Source organism: Neisseria sp. HMSC03D10, from assembly GCF_001807625.1.
GTDB classification, from domain to species: Bacteria; Pseudomonadota; Gammaproteobacteria; order Burkholderiales; family Neisseriaceae; genus Neisseria; species Neisseria mucosa.
This window is the reverse complement of sequence record NZ_KV789505.1, coordinates 1-19,331: the sequence shown is the minus strand read 5'-3', so window position 1 is coordinate 19,331 and position 19,331 is coordinate 1. Positions and strand designations below refer to the sequence as shown.

Here is a 19,331-nt window from a genome sequence, read left to right as displayed (position 1 = left end):
TGGGGTGCAGTTCAGTTTTCAGACGACCTTTTTTCCTTTGCCGAACTCTTTTAATCGGACAATTCCGCTTTCGATTCTTTATCTGCTTTCGCCGACCAATAAGATGCGAGCAGCGAGCCGGAAATGTTGTGCCACACGCTGAACAGCGCGCTGGGTACGGCGACGACAGGGGCTGCGGCAAAATGCGCGGCCGCCAATGCCGCACCCAAACCGGAATTCTGCATACCGACTTCGAAAGAAAAGGTCGTCTGAAACGTTTCAGACGACCTTTAATCCATTCTGCCTCACTCAAACAACCTGCCCTGCGCCAGCAACGCCTTCACGGGTGCGAAATCGCGGCGGTGTTCGGGCAGCACGCCGTATTTTTGCAGGGCGGCGAGGTGTTGCGCTGTGCCGTAACCTTTGTGTTTGTCGAAACCGTATTGCGGATAACGTTCGGCAAGCGCATACATTTCGGCATCGCGCGCGGTTTTGGCAAGGACGGAAGCGGCGGAGATTTCGATGATTTTGCTGTCGCCCTTGACGACGGCTTCGGCGGAAATGCCCAAATCTTTCGGAACGCGGTTGCCGTCTATCAATACCTTATCCGGCACGACCGCCAACCCGTGTACGGCACGGCTCATTGCCAGCATGGTGGCGTGCAGGATATTGAGTTCGGCGATTTCTTCGGGCGACGCGGAGGCGACGCTCCACGAAACGGCTTGTTCTTTGATCAACACCGCCAAAGCATCGCGCTTTTTCTCGCTGAGTTTTTTCGAATCGGTCAGGCCAGGCAAGTCGTAACGTTCGGGCAGGATGACGGCGGCGGCAAACACGCTGCCGACCAGCGGCCCGCGCCCTGCTTCGTCCACGCCCGCAAGGAGGATGGGAGACATAGCGTTTCAGTGATAAGGTTCGGTTAACGGGAGAGGTCGTCTGAAAAGGATTTCAGACGACCTTTTGAATGATATGGCGGGTACCGTTGTCATTTCCACCTGCGTGGAAGCAGCGTCGGTCTTGTAGGGTGGTTCAAGCCCGCCCTGCCCTATTTTTATGCTGTGAAACGTTTTCGCGGGCAAAGCCCACGCTACAAAAATGGGCCTGTCAGTTTCGGTCGGACAGACAAGCCATATAGCCGATTCACTTCATCTTTGATACGGCACCTATCGCCCGCCGTCATTCCCGCACAGTCAGGAATCCAGTCCTCAACTATTCAGAACTATTTAAAGATTGTCGTCATTTCAAATTTCTGGATTCCCGCCTGTGCGGGAATGACGGCGCGGGGATTTCTGATTTGAATTTACTGCAAAACCATCAAATTCGGCCCGCAGGTCAGGCATGCTCTTTATCAGGCAATAAGTATCAGGGGTCGTCTGAAAGCGTAGAAGAAACGGGCGCAATGGGTTTCGCTAAAAGCCTGCTTCGGACAATACGGCTTCAGCCGCCAACGCATCGGTATCCTTGCGCAGCAGCAAATGCAGTTCGCGAAAATCCTGTTTCAGGGCGGCGGCGGCTTCGGGGTGGTCGTACCAATAGGCAACGGCGGCGGCGAGTTTTTCCGGCTCGGCATCGTGTTGCAAAAGTTCCGGCACGGCGGCTTTGTCCAACAGGATATTGGGCAGGCCGACATGCGGCACTTTGACTTTACGTTTCACATAAAAATAGGTCAGCGGCGAAATTTTGTAGCTGATGACCATCGGCCGTTTGCACAAGGCGACTTCAAGGGTGGCGGTGCCGCTGGTTACCAAAACAACATCGGCGGCGGTGCAGACGGTATCGGACTGTTTGTCGGTGATGGTAACGGGAATGGCGGAAAATTCGGGCTGCGCCAGAATTTCACCGATGCGCCTGCGAGTAGCGGCGGTGGCGGCGGGAAGCAGGAATTGCGCCTGCGGATAGCGTTTGAGCAGCAATAAGGCCGTCTGAAAAAACAAAGGAGCCATATAGTCGATTTCGCTGACACGGCTGCCCGGCAGCAAGGCGAACACGACAGCTTCGGTTGCAACGCCCAACTTGGCGCGCGCGGCGGCACGGTCGTCGTCCAGCGGCATGGTTTGCGCCATCGGATGACCGACAAACTCGGCTCTGCCGCCCGCATCAAGGTAAAGCTGCGGCTCCATTGGGAACAGACACAGCACGCGGTTGACCTGATGCACGATTTTGTTCACCCGTTCGCGCCGCCACGCCCACACCGACGGGCTGACATAATGGACGGTAGAGATGCCCGCCTTTTTGAGTTTTTCCGCCACGCCCAGATTGAAATCGGGCGCGTCGATGCCGACAAAGACATCAGGTTTGATGCGGATAAGGTCGTTCACCAGCCCTTTGCGGATTTTCAGGATTTCGGGCAGGCGTTTGACCACCTCGACAAAGCCGCGCACTGCCAGTTTTTCCTGGTCGTACAGGCTCTCAAACCCTTCCGCCTTCATGCGTTCGCCGCCGATGCCGATGAATTTCGCATCGGGGCGGCGTTGTTTGATGGCGCGGATAAGGTGCGCGCCGAGCAGGTCGCCGGATGCTTCGCCGACGCTGATGGCGATCAGTGGGGAATGGTTCATCATCGTTACAGGAAAATAGATTGAGGTCGTCTGAAAAGGTTTTCAGACGACCTTATGAGATTATTCGGTAGGAATCGGCTCAAATTCGGCAGCGGATTGCGAAAACGGTTCGGCAAAATCGGTTGCCCCGGGTGCATCGCTGTCCACCAATTCGTCGATGTCGATATTGTCGTCCTCGCCTTGCGGTAATGTTCCGCCGGTTTGGCGGCTGCGCACTTTCATGTAGAGGTCGCGGGTGTAGCTGTATTTGTCGATGGCTGCGCCTTCGAGGCTGTCGGTCAGGTCGAGCAGTTCTTTACGGGTGTTGATGGCCTGCAGGCCGATTGTGCCCCAGCGTCCTGCTCTGGTGTGGAAGACGGCGTTTTTAACTGGGTAGACGGTGGTAACGGCGTTGCCAATGGTATCGCGTACGGTAGATGGGCCGAACAGGGGGACAACGAAGTAGTTGCTGTTTTTCCAGCCCCATGAGGCGAAGGTGTCGCCGAGGGTGTTTTTATTGCTGGGTACGCCGCCTGCACCGGCTACGTCGATTAAACCGCCAAGGCCGAAGGTGGTGTTGATGCCGACGCGGACGAGGTCTTCGCTGGCGCGTTTGACGTCAAGGCGCAGAACATTGCTGCCGAAGCTGACGACATCGCGCAGGTTGTTGAAGAAGTTGCTCACGCCGGTGCGGACGGGCTTGGGCGTTATTTTGCGGTAGCCGCGTGCGACGGGGGCGAGGACGTATTGGTCGGCCTTGTCGTTGAATTTGAATACGGCGCGGTTGTAGCCTTCGTAGGGGTCGGCGGGATTGGTTTCGGCAAATGCGGGGGTTGAGGCCATGCCGATGAGGAGTAGGAGTGAAGCGGTGGTTTTTTTCATGGGTTTAACCAGTCTTTGATTTCGTAAAGCTCGGACAGGGTACGCACGGATTCGGGTATGCCTTGCAGGGTGATTTTTCCGTCCGGACGGCGCAGTGCGTCAAGCAGCAGGGACACGCAGGCGGAATCAGCGCGTCCGACGCCGCTCAAATCGACCGCGCGGGTGTCTTTCAGACGACATTGCTGCCTGAAGCGGGTAAAGGCGTCGGCGGTCAAGGTTTTGACGGTGATGTCGCCGCTGATGTGCAGCGTGCCGTCGCGAAGTTCGGTTTGCATGGCTGTCTTGTCAACTTAATCTTGGATGATAAAACCTGAAGGTTATGGTGTGCGAAAGCCATGTCGTCTGAAAACGGACGGCATGGCTTGTCTTTGCATTATTTGCTGCCGTTTTTGGCTTTCAACTCGGCAATCAGTCCGTCTACGCCTTTGGCTTTGATGGTTTCGCCGAATTGGTTGCGGTACACGGTTACCAAGCTCGCGCCTTCGATGGCGACGTTGTAGGCACGGTATTTGTTGCCGCTTTGGTAGGTGGTGAAGTCCATGTTGACGGGTTTTTGACCAGGTACGCTGACTTCGGCACGGACGATGATTTCTTTGCCGCCTTTATTGACAACGGGGTTGTCTTTGACGTTGACGTTGGCGTTTTTGAATTTCAACATGGTACCGGAGTAGGTGCGGATCAGCAGGGTTTGAAATTCTTTGGTCAATGCTTGTTTTTGCGCGTCAGACGCGGTACGCCAAGGGTTGCCAACTGCCAGCGCGGTCATGCGTTGGAAATCGAAATAGGGAATCGCATAGGCCTCGGCTTTGTGGCGGGCGGTGTTGGCATCGCCGCTTTTTAAGATACTCAATACTTGAGTGGCGTTTTGACGGATTTGGTTCACTGCGTCAGCAGGGGCGGCAACCGCCATGCTGATGCTCAAGATGCCGATGCTCAGTGCGCTGATGAAAGAAGTTTTTTTCATGATTAAGTGTCCTAGTTTGAATATGATGGTGTACGTTTATTCGGTTGTTTTTGCCGCATCGTCGCCGCCTGCCGCGTTTTTCTCGGCGAAGCTGGTCATGAATTTACCGATCAGGTTTTCCAGAACCATGGCGGAGCTGGTAACGGAAATGGTATCGCCCGCGGCGAGGGGCTCTGTGTCGCCGCCTTGTTGCAGACCGATATATTGTTCGCCCAACAGGCCGGAGGTCAGGATTTGCGCGGAAACGTCGCTGCTGAACTGATATTTGCTGTCCAAATCGAGACGGACTTTCGCTTGATAGGATTTCGGGTCAAGCTCGATGGAGCCGACGCGTCCGACCAATACGCCCGCAGATTTGATCGGCGCGTTTGCCTTCAGGCCGCCGATGTCGCTGAAATCGGCATATACGGTATAAGTCTTGCCGGAATTGCCGAACGCTGTACCGCCCGCCACGCGGAAAGCGAGAAAACCGACCGCTGCCACGCCGAGCAGGACAAACAGTCCGACCCAAAATTCCAATACATTCTTTTTCATTAAAGTTCCTTGAATATCCAATGTGCTTTGTTTCGTTTTCAGACGACCTGTCATTCCGTAAACATCAATGCGGTCAACACAAAGTCAATCGCCAAAATCGTCAGGGCGGACGAAACCACCGTACGCGTGCTGGCACGCAAAATGCCTTCCGAGGTCGGGACGCAGTGGAAGCCCTGATGCACGGCAATCAGCGTTACCGCCACGCCGAACGCGGCGGATTTGATCAGACCGTTGATTACATCGTAATGTATCGTGATGTTGTTCTGCATTTGCGACCAGAAAATGCCGCTGTCCAAGCCCAGCCAGGTTACGCCGACCAAATACGCGCCGTAAATCCCCGCTACGTTGAAAATCGAAGCCAAAAGCGGCATGGAAAACACGCCCGCCCAAAAGCGTGGCGCAACCACGCGGGCGACAGGGTTGACCGCCATCACGTTCATCGCTTCGAGCTGTTCGGTCGTTTTCATCAAACCGATTTCGCTGGTCATCGCACCGCCCGCGCTGCTGGCAAACAGAATCGCCGCCAACACCGGACCCAGTTCGCGCAACAGCGAAGCCGCGACCATATAGCCCAAAATATCGGCGGATTTGAATTTCGACAACTGCGTATAGCCCTGCAAACCCAAAACCATGCCGACAAACAGCCCTGAAACGGCAACAATCAATACCGACAGCACGCCGGCAAAATACACTTGGCGCACGCTCAGGCGCGGACGGACGAAAGCCGTACCGGATTTCGCCAGAATGTTCAGCAGAAACAGCGTAATACTGCCGAGAGATTGAATAAAGCCGAGGGTTTTCGCCCCGACGGAACGGATAAAATTCATAGGTTTCCATTACGGATTAACGGGTTTCAGACGACCTTTTAGGATGATGATGGGTCGTCTGAAAAATAATTTTGGCTTCAGGCAACAACGGTTCAAACGTTTCAGACGACGTCTGCAAACTGAGGTCGTCTGAAAACTACCCAAGCAAATCTTGCTGTAACGACGTTTGCGCCGGATAGCGGTATGCAACAGGGCCGTCTGCCAGCCCGCCGACAAACTGGCGCACCCAAGGTGAATCCAGTTCGCGCATTTCCTGCGGCGAGCCGGAGAACATAATTTCGCCGTGCGCCAAGAAAATCACTTGATCGACGATTTCCAAAGATTTTTCAATGTCGTGCGTCACCATAATACTGGTCGAACGCAAAGCCTTGTTGACGCGGCTGATCAAGTGGGCAATCACGCCCAAGGAAATCGGATCGAGGCCGGTAAACGGCTCGTCGTACAACATGATTTCAGGGTCGAGCGCGATCGTGCGGGCAAGCGCGACGCGGCGCGACATTCCGCCGGACAGTTCGGACGGCATCAGGTTTTCCACGCCGCGCAGACCGACCGCGTTCAATTTCAACAAAACCAAATCACGGATAACTGCTTCCGGCAGGCGCGTGAGTTCGCGCATCGGAAAAGCGATATTGTCGAACACAGACAAATCGGTAAACAGCGCGCCGTGTTGGAACAATACGCCCATGCGGCGGCGGTGTTCATACAGTTCGTCAGCCGAAAAGCCCGCCAAATCACGTCCTTCAATCAAAACCTTACCCGATTGCGGATGAATCTGACCCGTAATCAGCCGCATCAGCGTGGTTTTGCCGCTGCCCGAACCGCCCATCACGGCGGCGAAGTTTCCTTGGGGAATGCTGAAATTGATATTGTTCAGAATCGGACGGTCGCCATACGCGAAGGCAACGTCTTTCATTTCGATGAAGGGTACGGAACTCATGAAAGGGAAGATAAGGCGGGATGTATTTTAATTACTTGCATTGTAAAGCTTATCAAGGTGTCGGGCAATTTTCAGACAACCTTATCAAGAAAACGTCTGTTAAGAAGCGTGAAAATCATGTGTTTGGCAGAAATTTTAAGACCATTGGAATGGTTAGGGCGTGAATCTTGCAACCTGCTGTCTTCATTTTAAAACGGGGCGCGTTACAGAACTTAATAATCCTAAACATACCGTTTTTCGCCGGCGGGTGAAGTTTTAAATTTATGGCAGGATTTTGTAGGCAAAGACACAACATTCTACAAACAAAACTTACATTTTATAGTGGATTAACCTTTAAACCAGTACGGCGTTGCCTCGCCTTGCCGTACTATCTGTACTGTCTTGCCTTGTCCTGATTTAAAGTTAATCCACTATAATTTTGTGAAAACCATTCCATCAAAAACAAACCGGCCTGCCTGCAAAACAAAGTTTGTTTCACAGGCAGACCGGTTATTGACTGCGTCAATTAAGCAGCGATTTTTTCGCACTCTTTGATGCAGGTAAGGCAAGACTCATAGCATTGTTTGCATTCTGCATGATGACCTGCGTGTTGTTTGCACGCTGCGGCACATTGTTTGCACGCTTCGACGCAGACTTTTGCCAAAGAAGGGGTCAGCGGAGAGTTTTGGGCGGCAAGGTTTTGCAGCGCGCCGCACAAAGCCAGCATTTGGTTGACGCCTGTTGCGCAGTCTTTCATAGAAGTATCGCCTTGGCTCAGCAGTCTGATGCAGTGTGCCAAACAGATTTGACCTGCTTCAACACAGTGGGCAGCCGCTTTTCTGGCTGCTTCATAGGTTTTGGACGCAGCAGCAGGGGCAGCGTGGGAATGGCCTTTATGGTCATGATGTCCGTGGGCGCGGGCGAATGAAGCGGCGGCTGCCAAAGAAACGGCTGTACCACCCAAGAATTGACGACGGTTCATACTGTATTTCCTTATGTAATCATTGATATGAAGTGAAACATAACGAATCGCTAAAATCGAAGACAGCAGCTTTCTGCGCATCATTGATGTCGTCTGAAATCAGCCGTTTATGAAATTTTGAGCGATTGAACTACACTTACCGCCGCAATCCTATCATTCAACGGTTCGACAGACAATAAATCGAAAGTCGAAAATATACTTAATGAAGTATAAAAAAGTGAAGCCTCCATATATTCCAAACTATAAAAAAACCCGCCAACGATGTGGCAGGCTTTTTTAACAGAATGAATTATTTGTCCGAATTATTTTGACGACGTAAAATAGCCGGAATTTCAAAATCGTCCAAAACAGATTGATTACTGAAATCTGCGGCAGTCAAATTCATTGAGCGGATGCCTCTGTTGGTACGAACCAAGCCATCGACATTACCAGCCTGCACAGGCTGAGCTACTTCGGCATTTCCGCTAACCAATTTTTGTGTACGGACTGCCGCACGCATTTGGTTTTCGCTGCCGTTTTCTTTCAAACCGGTCGCAATAATGGTTACGCGGATAGCGTCTTCGCCCATATTGTCGTCTTCGGCAGTACCATATTTGCATTCTGCTTCAGGATGCGCATTCTCGTTAACCACTTTCATGATTTCACGATATTCGGACATTTTCAGGCAATCCGGAGCGGTAGTGATGTTCACCAATACGCCGCGCGCGCCATCCAAAGTCACATTATCCAGCAATGGGCTGGAAATCGCTTGTTCGGTTGCCAAACGGGCGCGGTCGATGCCTTGAGCAAAACCGGAACCCATCATGGCGATACCTTTGATACCCATTACGTTTTTAACGTCGGCGAAGTCAAGGTTGATGAACCCGGGACGGGTAACTACTTCGGAAATACCGGCTACGGCATCGCGCAGGACGTTGTCCGCCGCACGGAACGCTTCACGCATAGTGACGTCTTCGCCCAATGCAGTCATCAGCTTGTCGTTCGGGATGATGATCAATGAATCGACCTGGCCTTTGAGCTGTTCCAAACCTTCTTGGGCGATGTGTACGCGTTTGCCTTCGTAGCCGAACGGACGGGTAACGACCGCAACGGTCAGGATACCCATTTCTTTGGCAATCTCGGCAACCACAGGAGCCGCACCAGTACCGGTACCGCCACCCATACCGGTGGTGATGAACAACATATTCGCGCCGCGAATAGCATCTTCGATGGCTTCGCGATCTTCTTGTGCCGCAGCACGGCCGATTTCAGGATTGGCACCCGCACCCAAACCACGGGTCAGATTAGTACCCAATTGGATGCGTTTGGCCGCATTATTTTTACCTAAAGATTGCGCATCAGTATTGGCACTAATAAATTCAACACCTTGGATGATGTTGGCAATCATATTATTGATAGCGTTGCAACCGCCGCCACCCAAGCCGATTACTTTAATGACCGCAGGGCTTGCGGCTGATTCAGCTACGTCGTAAACAAATTCCATTCAAATGACTCCTGCGCGCCCTGCATCGAGGACGGTCCAAAAATTAGATATTATCCGTATTATATAAGAAGTCTTCAGACACTGGCAAAATACTTCTTATTCATTCACCATTACCGTTATTTTTTTACTACATTTTTTAACGAAAGCATACAGGTTCTTAATTATTGCAAGTAGTTTCATTCCGCCCCAACAGCAACTCATTTTCCCTGTAAGCAAGTAACGGAACAATCAGAAATTGTCTTTAACGAATTTCATCAATCTTGCCCACAAACTGATTTTTTCAGCCTGGTCATGAACTACGATAGCGCCGGTCACCGGTGCGCCGTCCTCCTCTCCCCTTGCCGCCTGCAAAAGACCGATGGCGGTTGAGTAGCGCGGATTGCGGATTCGTTCGGATACGCCGCCCATTTCCTGAGGTACGCCGATGCGTGCAGGCAGGCCGAACACTTCTTCGGCAAGCTCAACGATGCCGGTCAGCATAGATGCGCCGCCAGTCAGAACGATGCCTGATGTGAGAACTTCTTCAGGGAAGCCGGAACGGCGCAATTCGTTAAGGGTCAGCTCTAAGATTTCTTCGACGCGCGGACCGATGACGCTTGCCAAAACGCGGCGGGAAATCTGGCGGGGTTGGCGGTCGCCGACGCTGGGAACTTCGACCATTTCGTCCAAGCCGTCCATATCGGGAATCGCTACGCCGTAGTGGATTTTGATGTATTCGGCAGCGCTGTGCGGGGTGCGCAGTGCTTGTGCCAAATCTTTGGTAATCAAATCGCCCGCCACGGGAATCACTGCAGTATGGCGGATGGCGCCGTTGGTATAAACGGCAATATCGGTCGTACCGCCGCCGATGTCGATGACGCATACGCCCAAATCTTTTTCGTCTTCAGTCAAAACAGCCTGACCGCTCGCTAAAGGCTGAAGCATGATTTGGTCCATTTGCAAACCGCAACGATGGATACATTTTTGGATGTTTTGCAGGGCGGTATTGGCACCGGTAATGATATGTACGCGGGTATCGAGTCGGACGCCGCTCATACCGATAGGCTCTTTGACGCCGGGCTGGTTGTCGATGATGTATTCTTGCACCACGGTATGCAGGATATTGTGATCCGGCGGGATGTTGATGGCTTTGGCGGTTTCGATGGCGCGGTCGATGTCGGCTTGCGAAACTTCGCCGTCTTTGATTTTGACAACCCCTTGCGAATTCAAGCTGCGGATATGGTTACCCGCGATACCGGTCGTAACGTGGCTGATTTTGGTGTCCGCCATCAATTCGGCTTCATTGACTGCCTGCTGAATGGCTTGGGCCGTCGCGTCAATGTTGGTTACCATGCCTGCTTTAAGGCCGCGAGACGGTGCCTGTCCGAGTCCGACGATGTGGATTTCGTTGTCGTCTTGTACTTCGCCAATCAGGGCGATGACTTTGGATGTGCCGATATCGAGGGCACTGATATATTTACCTTGTTGTTCCATTATATTTGCTCGTTATTTCGCTGGAGTTATAACTATTTGTCTGTATTGGCAATAGTTTGCTTCACGCCGTTTGCTTGGCTTTAGTCGTCTGAAACATTTTCAGATGGCGTCTCTGATGTGTAACGCACGGAAAATCCGTCTTTATACCGCATATCAACGTAGGATAACCGATTTTGATTTTTACGCAACAGCGTCGGCCAAATTTCGGCGAAAAGCTGTAAGCGTTTGATTTCGTTTTCCCTTCCCAGTCTGACGGTAATCCCGTTGTCCAAGACCACCAACCAGGCGGAGCGCGGCGTATAAATCAGTTCTTTAATCGCCAGATTTTGCCGGCGGAGGATGCCGGAAAATTCTTCGTAGTGTTTGACCATGTCTTTGCCCGTACCCGGCTGTCCTTCAAAGATTGGCAGCTTGGCTTTGAGCTGGGCGTCAAACACATTGCCTTTGGAATCGACCAAACCGCCGCTGCGCCAATGGGCGACAGGCACACGCTCGGTCAAATGGATTTCGACGGTATCGGGGAAGCGGCGGCGCACCATGGCGGAATCCACCCACGGCAGCTTTTGAAAGGCTGCCTGAATACCGTCCAAATCGGCACGGAAAATATTGCTGTGCGTGTGCTGTTGAGCGGCACGCTGAAGTTCCTTCCCGTCCGAATAGGTCAGCTTGCCCTGTATGGACACTTGTTTGACGGGAAAATGATTGGAGTTGTATAGCCAGGCTATGCAGGTGCCGATGAGCAGCAATGCCATCAACAGCAACAGCCAGCGGGTCAGCCGACCCAGTGCGCTTGCGTCATCCCACATGTGCGGTTTTCAAAATTTCAATGCATAAATCGGCAAAATCCACGCCGGTATGGGCAGCGGATTTCGGTACTAAACTGTGGCTCGTCATGCCGGGCAGCGTGTTGATTTCCAAGAGGTAAAGTTTACCGTCGGTATCCTTGAGGAAATCGACGCGCACGCAGCCCTCTGCCCCGATTGCCTGCGCCCCGCGGACGGCCAGGGAACGCATCAGGTTTTCTTCAGCCTCGCTCAAGTCTTCGGACGGACATTGATAAATAGTGTCGTCGCGGTTGTATTTGGCTTCGTAGTCGTAAAACTCGGTCGCGGGGATGATGTGTATGCTGGGCAGGCCTTTGCCGTTCAACACGGGGCAGGAATATTCGCCGCCGCCGATAAATCGCTCGGCGATGATTTCGCCTTGAAGGTGTTTCAATTCTTCGTAAACGCTTTTCAGACGACCTTTTTCTTTCACTTTCACAACGCCGACGCTGCTGCCCTCCGCTGCCGGTTTGACGAACATGGGCAAGCCGAGTTGCTGTTCGACGGCATCGAAATCGGAATCTTCGTGCAAAACGGTAAACTCGGGAACGGGCAACCCCAAGGCTTGCCAAATCAGTTTGCAGCGGTATTTGTCCATGCCGATGGCTGAAGCGGCGACACCGCTGCCGGTATAAGGAATGCCCAACAATTCCAACGCGCCCTGAACGGCACCGTCTTCGCCGTAAGTACCGTGGAGGATATTGAAAGCAGTTTGGAAACCTTGGGTTTTCAATTCCGCCAAGGGCGTTTCTTTAGGGTCGAAGGCGTGTGCGTCTATGCCTTTGCTTTTTAAGGCATTCAAAATGGCGGCACCGCTATCCAGCGAAATTTCGCGTTCGCTGGAAAAGCCGCCCATCAATACGGCTACTTTGCCAAAATTCTGCATTGTTTTTGTGCTTTCTTGATTACTTCATTTTTTGATACAGGTCGTCTGAAAACGAATCGGGTTTTCAGACGACCTTAATCTTGCTTCCCCACCCGATGGGACATCGCTTCATCGGGCAGCTATCGCGGCATCACGATAAAATTTCCGCCTCAGGCTTTTTTCGACAACTCCAGCATCGCGGCAGGAACGCGGTTGATGCTGCCCGCACCCATATTCAACACGATGTCGCCGTCCTGTAAAACGTTCAACAGCATTTCAGGCAAGTCGGCGACGTTTTCGCAGTAAATCGGCTCGAGTTTACCCAATACGCGGATGGCGCGGGCAAGGGCGCGGGAGTCGGCGGCAGCAATAGGCTCTTCTCCGGCGGCATAAACTTCAGTCAACACCAGCGCGTCAACAGTATTGAGGACTTTGGTGAAGTCTTCGAACAAATCGCGTGTGCGGGTATATCGGTGCGGCTGGAAGGCGAGCACCAACCGTTTTTCCGGATACGCGCCGCGTGCAGCGGATAGGGTTGCTGCCATTTCGACAGGATGGTGTCCGTAATCGTCCACCAACAGCGCGGTTCCGCCGTTGGGCAGCTTGATGTCGCCGTATTTTTGGAAGCGGCGGCCGACGCCTTCAAAACCGAGCAAGCCGCGCTGAATCGCTTCGACGGATGCACCAACCTCCAGCGCCACGCCGATGGCTGCCAAAGCATTGAGGACGTTGTGTCTGCCGGGCATGTTCAACACGACTTCAAACGGCGCCTGCTCATGTCCTTTCATTTGGACATGAACGGTAAACTTCATTTGCGCGCCGACGCTTTCGATGCCGGTTGCGTAAATATCGGCGGTATCGTCCAAGCCGTAAGTCGCGTAGGGCTTGCTTACTTTGGGCAAAATCGCGCGGACGTGTTCGCTGTCGATACACAAAAATGCTTTGCCGTAGAATGGCATACGGTGGATAAAATCGACAAACGCCTGATGCAGTTTTTCGACGCTGTGTCCGTAGGTGTCCATGTGGTCTTCGTCGATATTGGTGACGACGGACATAATCGGAGTCAGATGCAGGAAGGACGCATCGGACTCGTCGGCTTCGGCGACGATGTATTCGCCTTTGCCCAAGCGGGCGTTGGTACCTGCGGCATTGAGTTTGCCGCCGATAACGAAAGTGGGGTCGAGCCCTGCCGCGCCGAGGATGGACGCAGTCAGGCTGGTGGTCGTGGTTTTGCCGTGCGTACCGGCAATGGCGATGCCGTCACGGAAGCGCATCAGTTCCGCCAGCATCAGGGCGCGCGGAATGACGGGGATTTGCTGCTCCAGCGCAGCGACGACTTCGGGATTGTCTTTTTTGACGGCGGTAGAGGTTACGACAACATCCGCGCCGTTAACATGTTCGGCGGTATGACCGGGATAAACTTGAATACCCAAGCTGCTCAAATGCTCGGTAACCGCATTTCGCGCCTGATCCGAACCGGAAACTTTAAAGCCCAAATTGTGCAAGACTTCGGCGATACCGCTCATGCCGACGCCGCCGATACCGACAAAATGGATGTTGGTGACTCGATTTTTCATCATGATGTTGCGTTCCGGTGGATTTTCGATGCGTAAAGGCGTTATTTTAAAGGGCTATCCGCTTCTGCGCCATAGTTTTCTTGTAAATTAAAGATGTTTCGGCATACAAGATTTCACATTGGTGGCAATATGGGTAAAAAAGAGGTTTCGTTCAGCGGCAAATTACCCATTTTTAAACTCGACTTCAGCTACCAAAATACCAGCAAAAACAAAACATAAGGTCGTCTGAAAACCGTTTTCAGACGACCTCTCGTTTATCAACTTAACGGCACTTGTATCCTCATCAAGCGCATATCCAATTTGCGCCGCCCCCACGCGGTCGCATACACAAGGCGCAAGAGCCACGGATAACGCGGTTTGCAGGCGCTGCTCAAGCCCGCTTCTTCGATGATTTCCACACCCGATATCAGGCGTCGGATGTCGTCCGTTCCGCTTATCGCCCAGCGGAACTCGGGCGGCTTGTCCATTTTGCCGAGCGCGTCGTGGCGTTTGCTTTGTCCGATGTAGACTTTGGGAATGGTGTCGAAGGCAAGTTGGACGTTCGGCAGACTGCGGGCAACCTGTTTGAAAAAGTCCTGCACCTGCGCTTCTTCAAAATACATCAACACGCCTTCGATCACGAGCAACACGGGTTTGCCGTGCGCGGCAACGGTGTTCATCCACGCTTCGTCAAACATGGACGCGCCCAGATAATGATTGTCCGATTCGGGAAGCAGCATACGCCGCACTTCAATCACTTCCGGCAAATCCAAATCATACCAGGCGGTAATGCGCGGCCTGCCCAAGCGTTCGTAACGCGCATCCAGCCCCGCGCCGATTTGCACGACGACGGCATCGGGATGCTCGGCGATAAAGTGCCGGGTCATATCGTCCAACAGCTTCGCCCGCCCGCAACAGCCGACCTGCGATGCTTTGGCTTTGGCAAACTTGCCGAAGTCGTAGTCAATCTTGTCCAACATCCGCACGGCTTCGTCATCGCGCAAAAGCGGCTGCGCCCTACCCTGCTCCACAGCCTTCGCCCACAGGGGAATCAGCATGGTACTGGACAAGGCGGAAACGGTTTCGGGAGAGATTTTTTCGGACATGGCAGCTTCCAATGAGAGAAATTCCTATTTACATCATACTCCCGCACAATACGGCTGCCAAGTTGCAAAAAGGTCGTCTGAAACCCGTTTCTTGGTTTTCAGACGACCTCTGTTTCGTTCATCACATCATGTCATCATGCCGTACACGCAATGGCGGCTTCCGCCACATCGTCCGCGCTGTGCGGCAGCGCCAATGTGCGGGCGTTTTCCGCCCATTTCAGGCATTTTTCGCGGTTTAAGCCGCCGAGGATTTCGGCGAGTTTTTCCGCTGTCAACTGGGTTTGCGGCAACAGCAATCCTGCTTCTGCCTGCACCATAAAACGCGCATTGGCGGTTTGATGGTCATCGACGGCGTAAGGATACGGTACCAGCAGCGCACCCAGCCCTGCTGCCGTCAACTCGGCAATCGTCAGCGCGCCTGCTCGACAAATCACCAAATCAGCATCGCGGTAGGCGGACACCATGTCGGTAATAAATTCCACGCATTCGGCTTTCACACCCAGCGCGTCGTAATCCGCCTGCAAGCTGCCCAGCTTGCCCCGACCCGATTGGTGATACATCTGCGGGCGCGCATCGTCGGGCAGCAAAGCCAATGCCTGCGGAACGGTTTTGTTCAAAACGTCTGCGCCCAAACTGCCGCCGACCACCAAGATTTTCAGACGACCTTCACGCCCTTGGAAGCGTTCGGCAGGCGCAGGCAGGTTGGCAATATCGGCGCGGACGGGGTTGCCGACCAAGCCGCCTTCATGGCTGAACGCTTTCGGAAAAGCGTACAACACCCGCTTCGCCCAGCGCGACAGTTGGCGGTTGGACAACCCTGCCACAGCGTTTTGTTCGTGAATCACAATCGGCACGCCCAAGAGCTTCGCCGCCAAGCCGCCGGGGAAGGTAACGAAGCCGCCGAAACCGATGACGCATTCGACGCGGTGTTTGCGGATAATCCGCTGCGCTTCGCGGACGGTTTTATACAAAGTAAACGGCAGCATCAGCTTGCGTTTGATGCCGTTACCGCGCACGCCTTTAATCGCCAGCGTTTCGAGCAGGATGTCGTATTGCGGCACGATGCGCTCTTCCATCGAGCCTTCGCTGCCCAGCCAAATCACATGATGGCCGCGCGCGCGCAATGAGTCCGCCACCGCCAGCGCGGGGAAAATATGGCCGCCGGTACCGCCTGCCATCAACATGAAAGTTTTACCGCCCATGATTTACTCCACTTGGTAACCGCGCATTTTTTTGCGGTTTTCATAATCGACGCGCAACAATAAGGTAACGCACACCAGCATAACGGCAACCGCCGAACCGCCGTAAGACATCAACGGCAAAGTCAGGCCTTTGGTGGGCAGGATACCGATGTTGACGCCGATATTGAAGAAACTTTGAATCCCTATCCAAATACCGATGCCGTTGGCCACATACGCGCTGAACGTCAGTCCGGAATCACGCGCCTGCTTGCCGATGGAGAATGCGCGCATCACCAGCCAGCCGTAGCAGAACACCAAAATACACATCCCCACAAACCCGAATTCCTCGCCGATGACGGCAAAGATAAAGTCGGTATGCGCCTCGGGCAGGTAGAAGCGTTTTTCCAAACTCGCGCCCAAGCCCTGACCGAACCATTCGCCGCGCGCAATCGCCATCAACGAATGCGTCAACTGATAACCTTTGCCCAAAGGGTCGCCCCAAGGGTCCAAGAATGCCGACACGCGCGCCATACGGTAGGGTGCCGCCAAAATCATCACGCCCATTCCCCCCAGCACACTCAGTACCAAGACGGCAAAATATTTCCACGGGAAACCCGCCAAAAACAGCATACCCATCGTAATCGACACAATCACGACAAACGAACCGAAGTCAGGTTGCGCCATCACAAAAACCAAACCCAGCGCAATCATCACGATAGGCAGCAGGATATTTTTAAACTTCTTCAGCTTCTGCCAAGTTTTCTGACGCGCCTCCTTGCTGAACGGACACAGAAAAGCATTGAACAAACCGACAAACAGCGGCTTCAAACCCAAAGAGTCCATACTGCGCAAAACTTCCTCGCGCCGCGTGAACAGGCTGGACAAATACAAAACCGTCGCCAGTTTGAACAACTCGGTCGGCTGAAGATTGAGCGGCCCGATATGTATCCAACGCGTCGCCCCGTTGATTTCACGTCCGACAAACAACACGACCACCAGCAAAATCGCGGAAAAAGCAAAATAAAACGGAATGATTTTCCGCCAAAAACTCATGCTCAACAGCGACAGCCCGAGGCAGCCCAATACGCTCGCGCCGACAAACATCGCCTGCTTGCTGACAAAAGAAAACTGATTGCCGCCTTCGGACGCGGCATAAGCAATCGACGCAGAATAAATCATCACCAGACTGAAGGCGGTCATCAAAACGACCATCCACAACAGTGACACATCGAATTTCCGACCGTCCAAAGAAATCGGGCGGTCAAGAAGTTTGGAAAGACTAATCATGAAAAACATCCGTATGGGGGCAGACGGAAAAATCCGCCCCGAAACAACCAGAACAAAGCGTTTCAGACGACCCTCCGCCTAATCGGGACATCGAAGGTCGTCTGAAAAAATAGCGTGAATCAGAAAAACGTCATTCTAAAGGTTTCTTGGCAAAGCAACAATTCAGATTCTTTAAAGACCGTCGGATTCCGGCGTTCTTTGCGCCCTCCCCTACCCATCACACACGCAAAAAAGGTCGTCTGAAAACGTTTTGATGTTTTCAGACGACCTTATCTCAATCTTTTCTTCGGGCAAACAGACCGCTTCTTATCCAGTGCAAACCCTAAGCCAACTGCGGTATTTCCGCCCACGGCTGTATCTGTTCCAACTGCGCGGCGAGGCGGAGCAGCGTGTCTTCGCGCCCGTGTGCGGCGGCGAACTGGGTACCGACGGGCAGTCCGTGATGCCGGTAAAGCGGCACGCTCATGGCGGGGTTGCCGCTCATGTTCAGCGGCGACGTATAGCCGACGTATTGCAGCGCGGCAGTGGCTTCTTTTTCCAAAAACGGGTTGTTTTTCAACAGGAAACCCAAGCGCAGCGTGCCGAACAGCAGGCGCATGGCTTTTTGCGCAGCGGGCGGCGGCATCATCTCGCCGATTTTCGGCGTGGTGCGCGGGCAGACGGGCGTCATCAACACGTCGTAGCGCGTAAAAAATGCTTTGGCGGCACGTTCCTGCGCCAGCATCACGTCGCGCGCCCATGCCATTTCACCCGCGCTGATTTGCCGCCCCTGCACAATCATTGCCCACGTTGTCGGCTCAAGCAGGCGGTGCGGCAGTTTTTGTCCGGTTTCGTATTGATATTGGTAGAACAGTTTTGCCGTTTCGCCCATGACGATGACGCGGGCGGCTCGGTTGAGCTGTTCGGGCGGTGCGAAATCGGGCGTGGCTTCTTCCAATTCGTGTCCCGCATCTTGCATCAGTTTCAGACTATGGGCGAACGCGGCTTCCGTGCCTTCGTCGTTGCCGCCGCCAAACCATGCCTGTTTCCAAAAAGCGATTTTCAGACGACCTGTTTCTTGTTTCAGGCTGTCTGCAAAACCGTTTTCAGGCGGCGGCGGGCAGGCATACAGGGCGCGCTCTTGGGTTCGGGCGGCGATGTCCAGCAAAACCGCGCTGTCGCGCACGCTGCGGGTCAAGACATGGTCACATACCAAACCTTGCCATGCCTCCGATGCGTTTGGCGCATAACTGCTGCGGCCGCGCGTGGGTTTCAGCCCGAACACGCCGCAGTTGTGCGCGGGTAAGCGGATGGAACCGCCGCCGTCGCTGCCGTGTGCTGCGGGTACGACGCCCGAAGCCACTGCCGCCGCCGCACCGCCGCTGCTGCCGCCCGCGGTATAGTCCAAATGCCACGGATTGCGCGTGATGCCGTAAATTTCGGTTTCGGTAACGGCATACGCGCCCCATTCGGGCGTGGTGGTTTTGCCGAACACGCGCAGCCCCGCATCGAGATAGGCTTGGGTCAAATCGCTGTTTTGCTTGGCAATGTAATGCTGCATCATGCGCGAACCCGACCATGTCGGCGCGCCTTCCCAATCCGCCAGCAGGTCTTTGAGCAAAAACGGCACGCCCGCCAGCGGCGTATCGGCATTTTCAGACGACCCCTGCCACGTCGCCGCGCGTTCGCGCAAATCGTGCGCCAACAGATTGAGCTTGGGATTGACTTCGTCCAAGCGGCTTAAAGCAGCCCGCAACACTTCATCTGCGGACACTTCTTTTTTGCGGATCAGCTCTGCCAAACCGACGGCATCGTAACGGATGTAGTCTTGAAAATTCATGGGTTTTCCTTTCGGATTGATCAACACACGTTTTGTCGGTCAGGCATGACTGCCCGCCGCCTCGCCGTTTGCCCGCATAGGCAATTTGAGACCTTTGCAAAATTCCCCAAAATCCC

Annotated in this window: 18 protein-coding genes and 1 pseudogene; all 19 read right to left on the bottom strand. The window is 53.6% G+C overall.

The genetic code is table 11. The features are described from left to right. Window positions 1-50: 50 nt before the first annotated feature. Window positions 51-251, bottom strand: a pseudogene (locus HMPREF3066_RS12000) (bile acid:sodium symporter family protein); the annotation flags it as partial. A gap of 33 nt (window positions 252-284) precedes the next feature. Beyond that, window positions 285-875 carry a ribonuclease HII gene (gene rnhB, locus HMPREF3066_RS02545; RefSeq protein WP_060974862.1) on the bottom strand — a complete coding sequence of 197 codons (591 nt, stop codon included), beginning with the start codon at window positions 873-875 and terminating at the stop codon, window positions 285-287. 513 nt (window positions 876-1,388) lie between these two features. Further along, window positions 1,389-2,537 carry a lipid-A-disaccharide synthase gene (gene lpxB / locus HMPREF3066_RS02540; protein WP_472684668.1) on the bottom strand — a complete coding sequence of 383 codons (1,149 nt, stop codon included), beginning with the start codon at window positions 2,535-2,537 and terminating at the stop codon, window positions 1,389-1,391. A 60-nt stretch (window positions 2,538-2,597) separates the two neighbouring features. Further along, the gene (locus HMPREF3066_RS02535) at window positions 2,598-3,398 is read right to left on the bottom strand and encodes an MlaA family lipoprotein (protein WP_045075296.1); all 801 of its coding nucleotides are present in this window, start codon (window positions 3,396-3,398) and stop codon (window positions 2,598-2,600) included. Next, complete coding sequence (locus tag HMPREF3066_RS02530) at window positions 3,395-3,673, bottom strand: STAS domain-containing protein (protein WP_009312676.1); 279 nt, start codon at window positions 3,671-3,673, stop codon at window positions 3,395-3,397. The genes HMPREF3066_RS02535 and HMPREF3066_RS02530 overlap by 4 nt, the downstream gene beginning before the upstream one ends. A gap of 98 nt (window positions 3,674-3,771) precedes the next feature. Beyond that, complete coding sequence (locus HMPREF3066_RS02525) at window positions 3,772-4,362, bottom strand: MlaC/ttg2D family ABC transporter substrate-binding protein (RefSeq protein WP_009312677.1); 591 nt, start codon at window positions 4,360-4,362, stop codon at window positions 3,772-3,774. Between the two features lie 36 nt (window positions 4,363-4,398). After that, a complete protein-coding gene (gene mlaD / locus HMPREF3066_RS02520) occupies window positions 4,399-4,896 on the bottom strand; it encodes an outer membrane lipid asymmetry maintenance protein MlaD (RefSeq protein ID WP_070440236.1) in 498 nt (165 codons plus the stop codon). Window positions 4,897-4,946: 50 nt separating this feature from the next. Then, window positions 4,947-5,723, bottom strand: coding sequence for a lipid asymmetry maintenance ABC transporter permease subunit MlaE (mlaE, locus tag HMPREF3066_RS02515; protein ID WP_003742846.1), 777 nt, complete (start codon window positions 5,721-5,723; stop codon window positions 4,947-4,949). 136 nt (window positions 5,724-5,859) lie between these two features. Beyond that, on the bottom strand, window positions 5,860-6,660 hold the full coding sequence (locus tag HMPREF3066_RS02510; RefSeq protein WP_003779745.1) for an ABC transporter ATP-binding protein: 801 nt from the start codon (window positions 6,658-6,660) through the stop codon (window positions 5,860-5,862). Between the two features lie 505 nt (window positions 6,661-7,165). Then, entirely contained in the window at window positions 7,166-7,621 is a 456-nt protein-coding gene (locus HMPREF3066_RS02500; protein WP_070440234.1) for a four-helix bundle copper-binding protein, read from the bottom strand. Between the two features lie 289 nt (window positions 7,622-7,910). Then, entirely contained in the window at window positions 7,911-9,104 is a 1,194-nt protein-coding gene (ftsZ, locus tag HMPREF3066_RS02495; protein WP_060974866.1) for a cell division protein FtsZ, read from the bottom strand. A 228-nt stretch (window positions 9,105-9,332) separates the two neighbouring features. After that, window positions 9,333-10,577: a cell division protein FtsA gene (gene ftsA / locus HMPREF3066_RS02490; protein ID WP_039410422.1), complete on the bottom strand. Its 1,245-nt coding sequence runs from the start codon at window positions 10,575-10,577 to the stop codon at window positions 9,333-9,335. 80 nt (window positions 10,578-10,657) lie between these two features. Further along, window positions 10,658-11,383: a cell division protein FtsQ/DivIB gene (locus tag HMPREF3066_RS02485; protein WP_049225691.1), complete on the bottom strand. Its 726-nt coding sequence runs from the start codon at window positions 11,381-11,383 to the stop codon at window positions 10,658-10,660. Beyond that, the gene (locus tag HMPREF3066_RS02480; protein ID WP_070440232.1) at window positions 11,373-12,287 is read right to left on the bottom strand and encodes a D-alanine--D-alanine ligase; all 915 of its coding nucleotides are present in this window, start codon (window positions 12,285-12,287) and stop codon (window positions 11,373-11,375) included. Before HMPREF3066_RS02480 ends, HMPREF3066_RS02485 begins: the two co-directional genes overlap by 11 nt. A gap of 149 nt (window positions 12,288-12,436) precedes the next feature. Further along, entirely contained in the window at window positions 12,437-13,846 is a 1,410-nt protein-coding gene (murC, locus tag HMPREF3066_RS02475) for a UDP-N-acetylmuramate--L-alanine ligase (protein WP_070440230.1), read from the bottom strand. A gap of 254 nt (window positions 13,847-14,100) precedes the next feature. Further along, complete coding sequence (locus HMPREF3066_RS02470) at window positions 14,101-14,928, bottom strand: class I SAM-dependent methyltransferase (protein WP_060974869.1); 828 nt, start codon at window positions 14,926-14,928, stop codon at window positions 14,101-14,103. Window positions 14,929-15,062: 134 nt separating this feature from the next. Further along, window positions 15,063-16,130, bottom strand: coding sequence for an undecaprenyldiphospho-muramoylpentapeptide beta-N-acetylglucosaminyltransferase (murG, locus tag HMPREF3066_RS02465; protein ID WP_019271559.1), 1,068 nt, complete (start codon window positions 16,128-16,130; stop codon window positions 15,063-15,065). A gap of 3 nt (window positions 16,131-16,133) precedes the next feature. Beyond that, window positions 16,134-17,396 (bottom strand): FtsW/RodA/SpoVE family cell cycle protein, encoded by a 1,263-nt coding sequence (locus HMPREF3066_RS02460; RefSeq protein WP_049225695.1) that lies wholly within the window; start codon window positions 17,394-17,396, stop codon window positions 16,134-16,136. A 322-nt stretch (window positions 17,397-17,718) separates the two neighbouring features. After that, the gene (locus HMPREF3066_RS02455) at window positions 17,719-19,215 is read right to left on the bottom strand and encodes an amidase (RefSeq protein ID WP_070440228.1); all 1,497 of its coding nucleotides are present in this window, start codon (window positions 19,213-19,215) and stop codon (window positions 17,719-17,721) included. Window positions 19,216-19,331 lie beyond the last annotated feature (116 nt).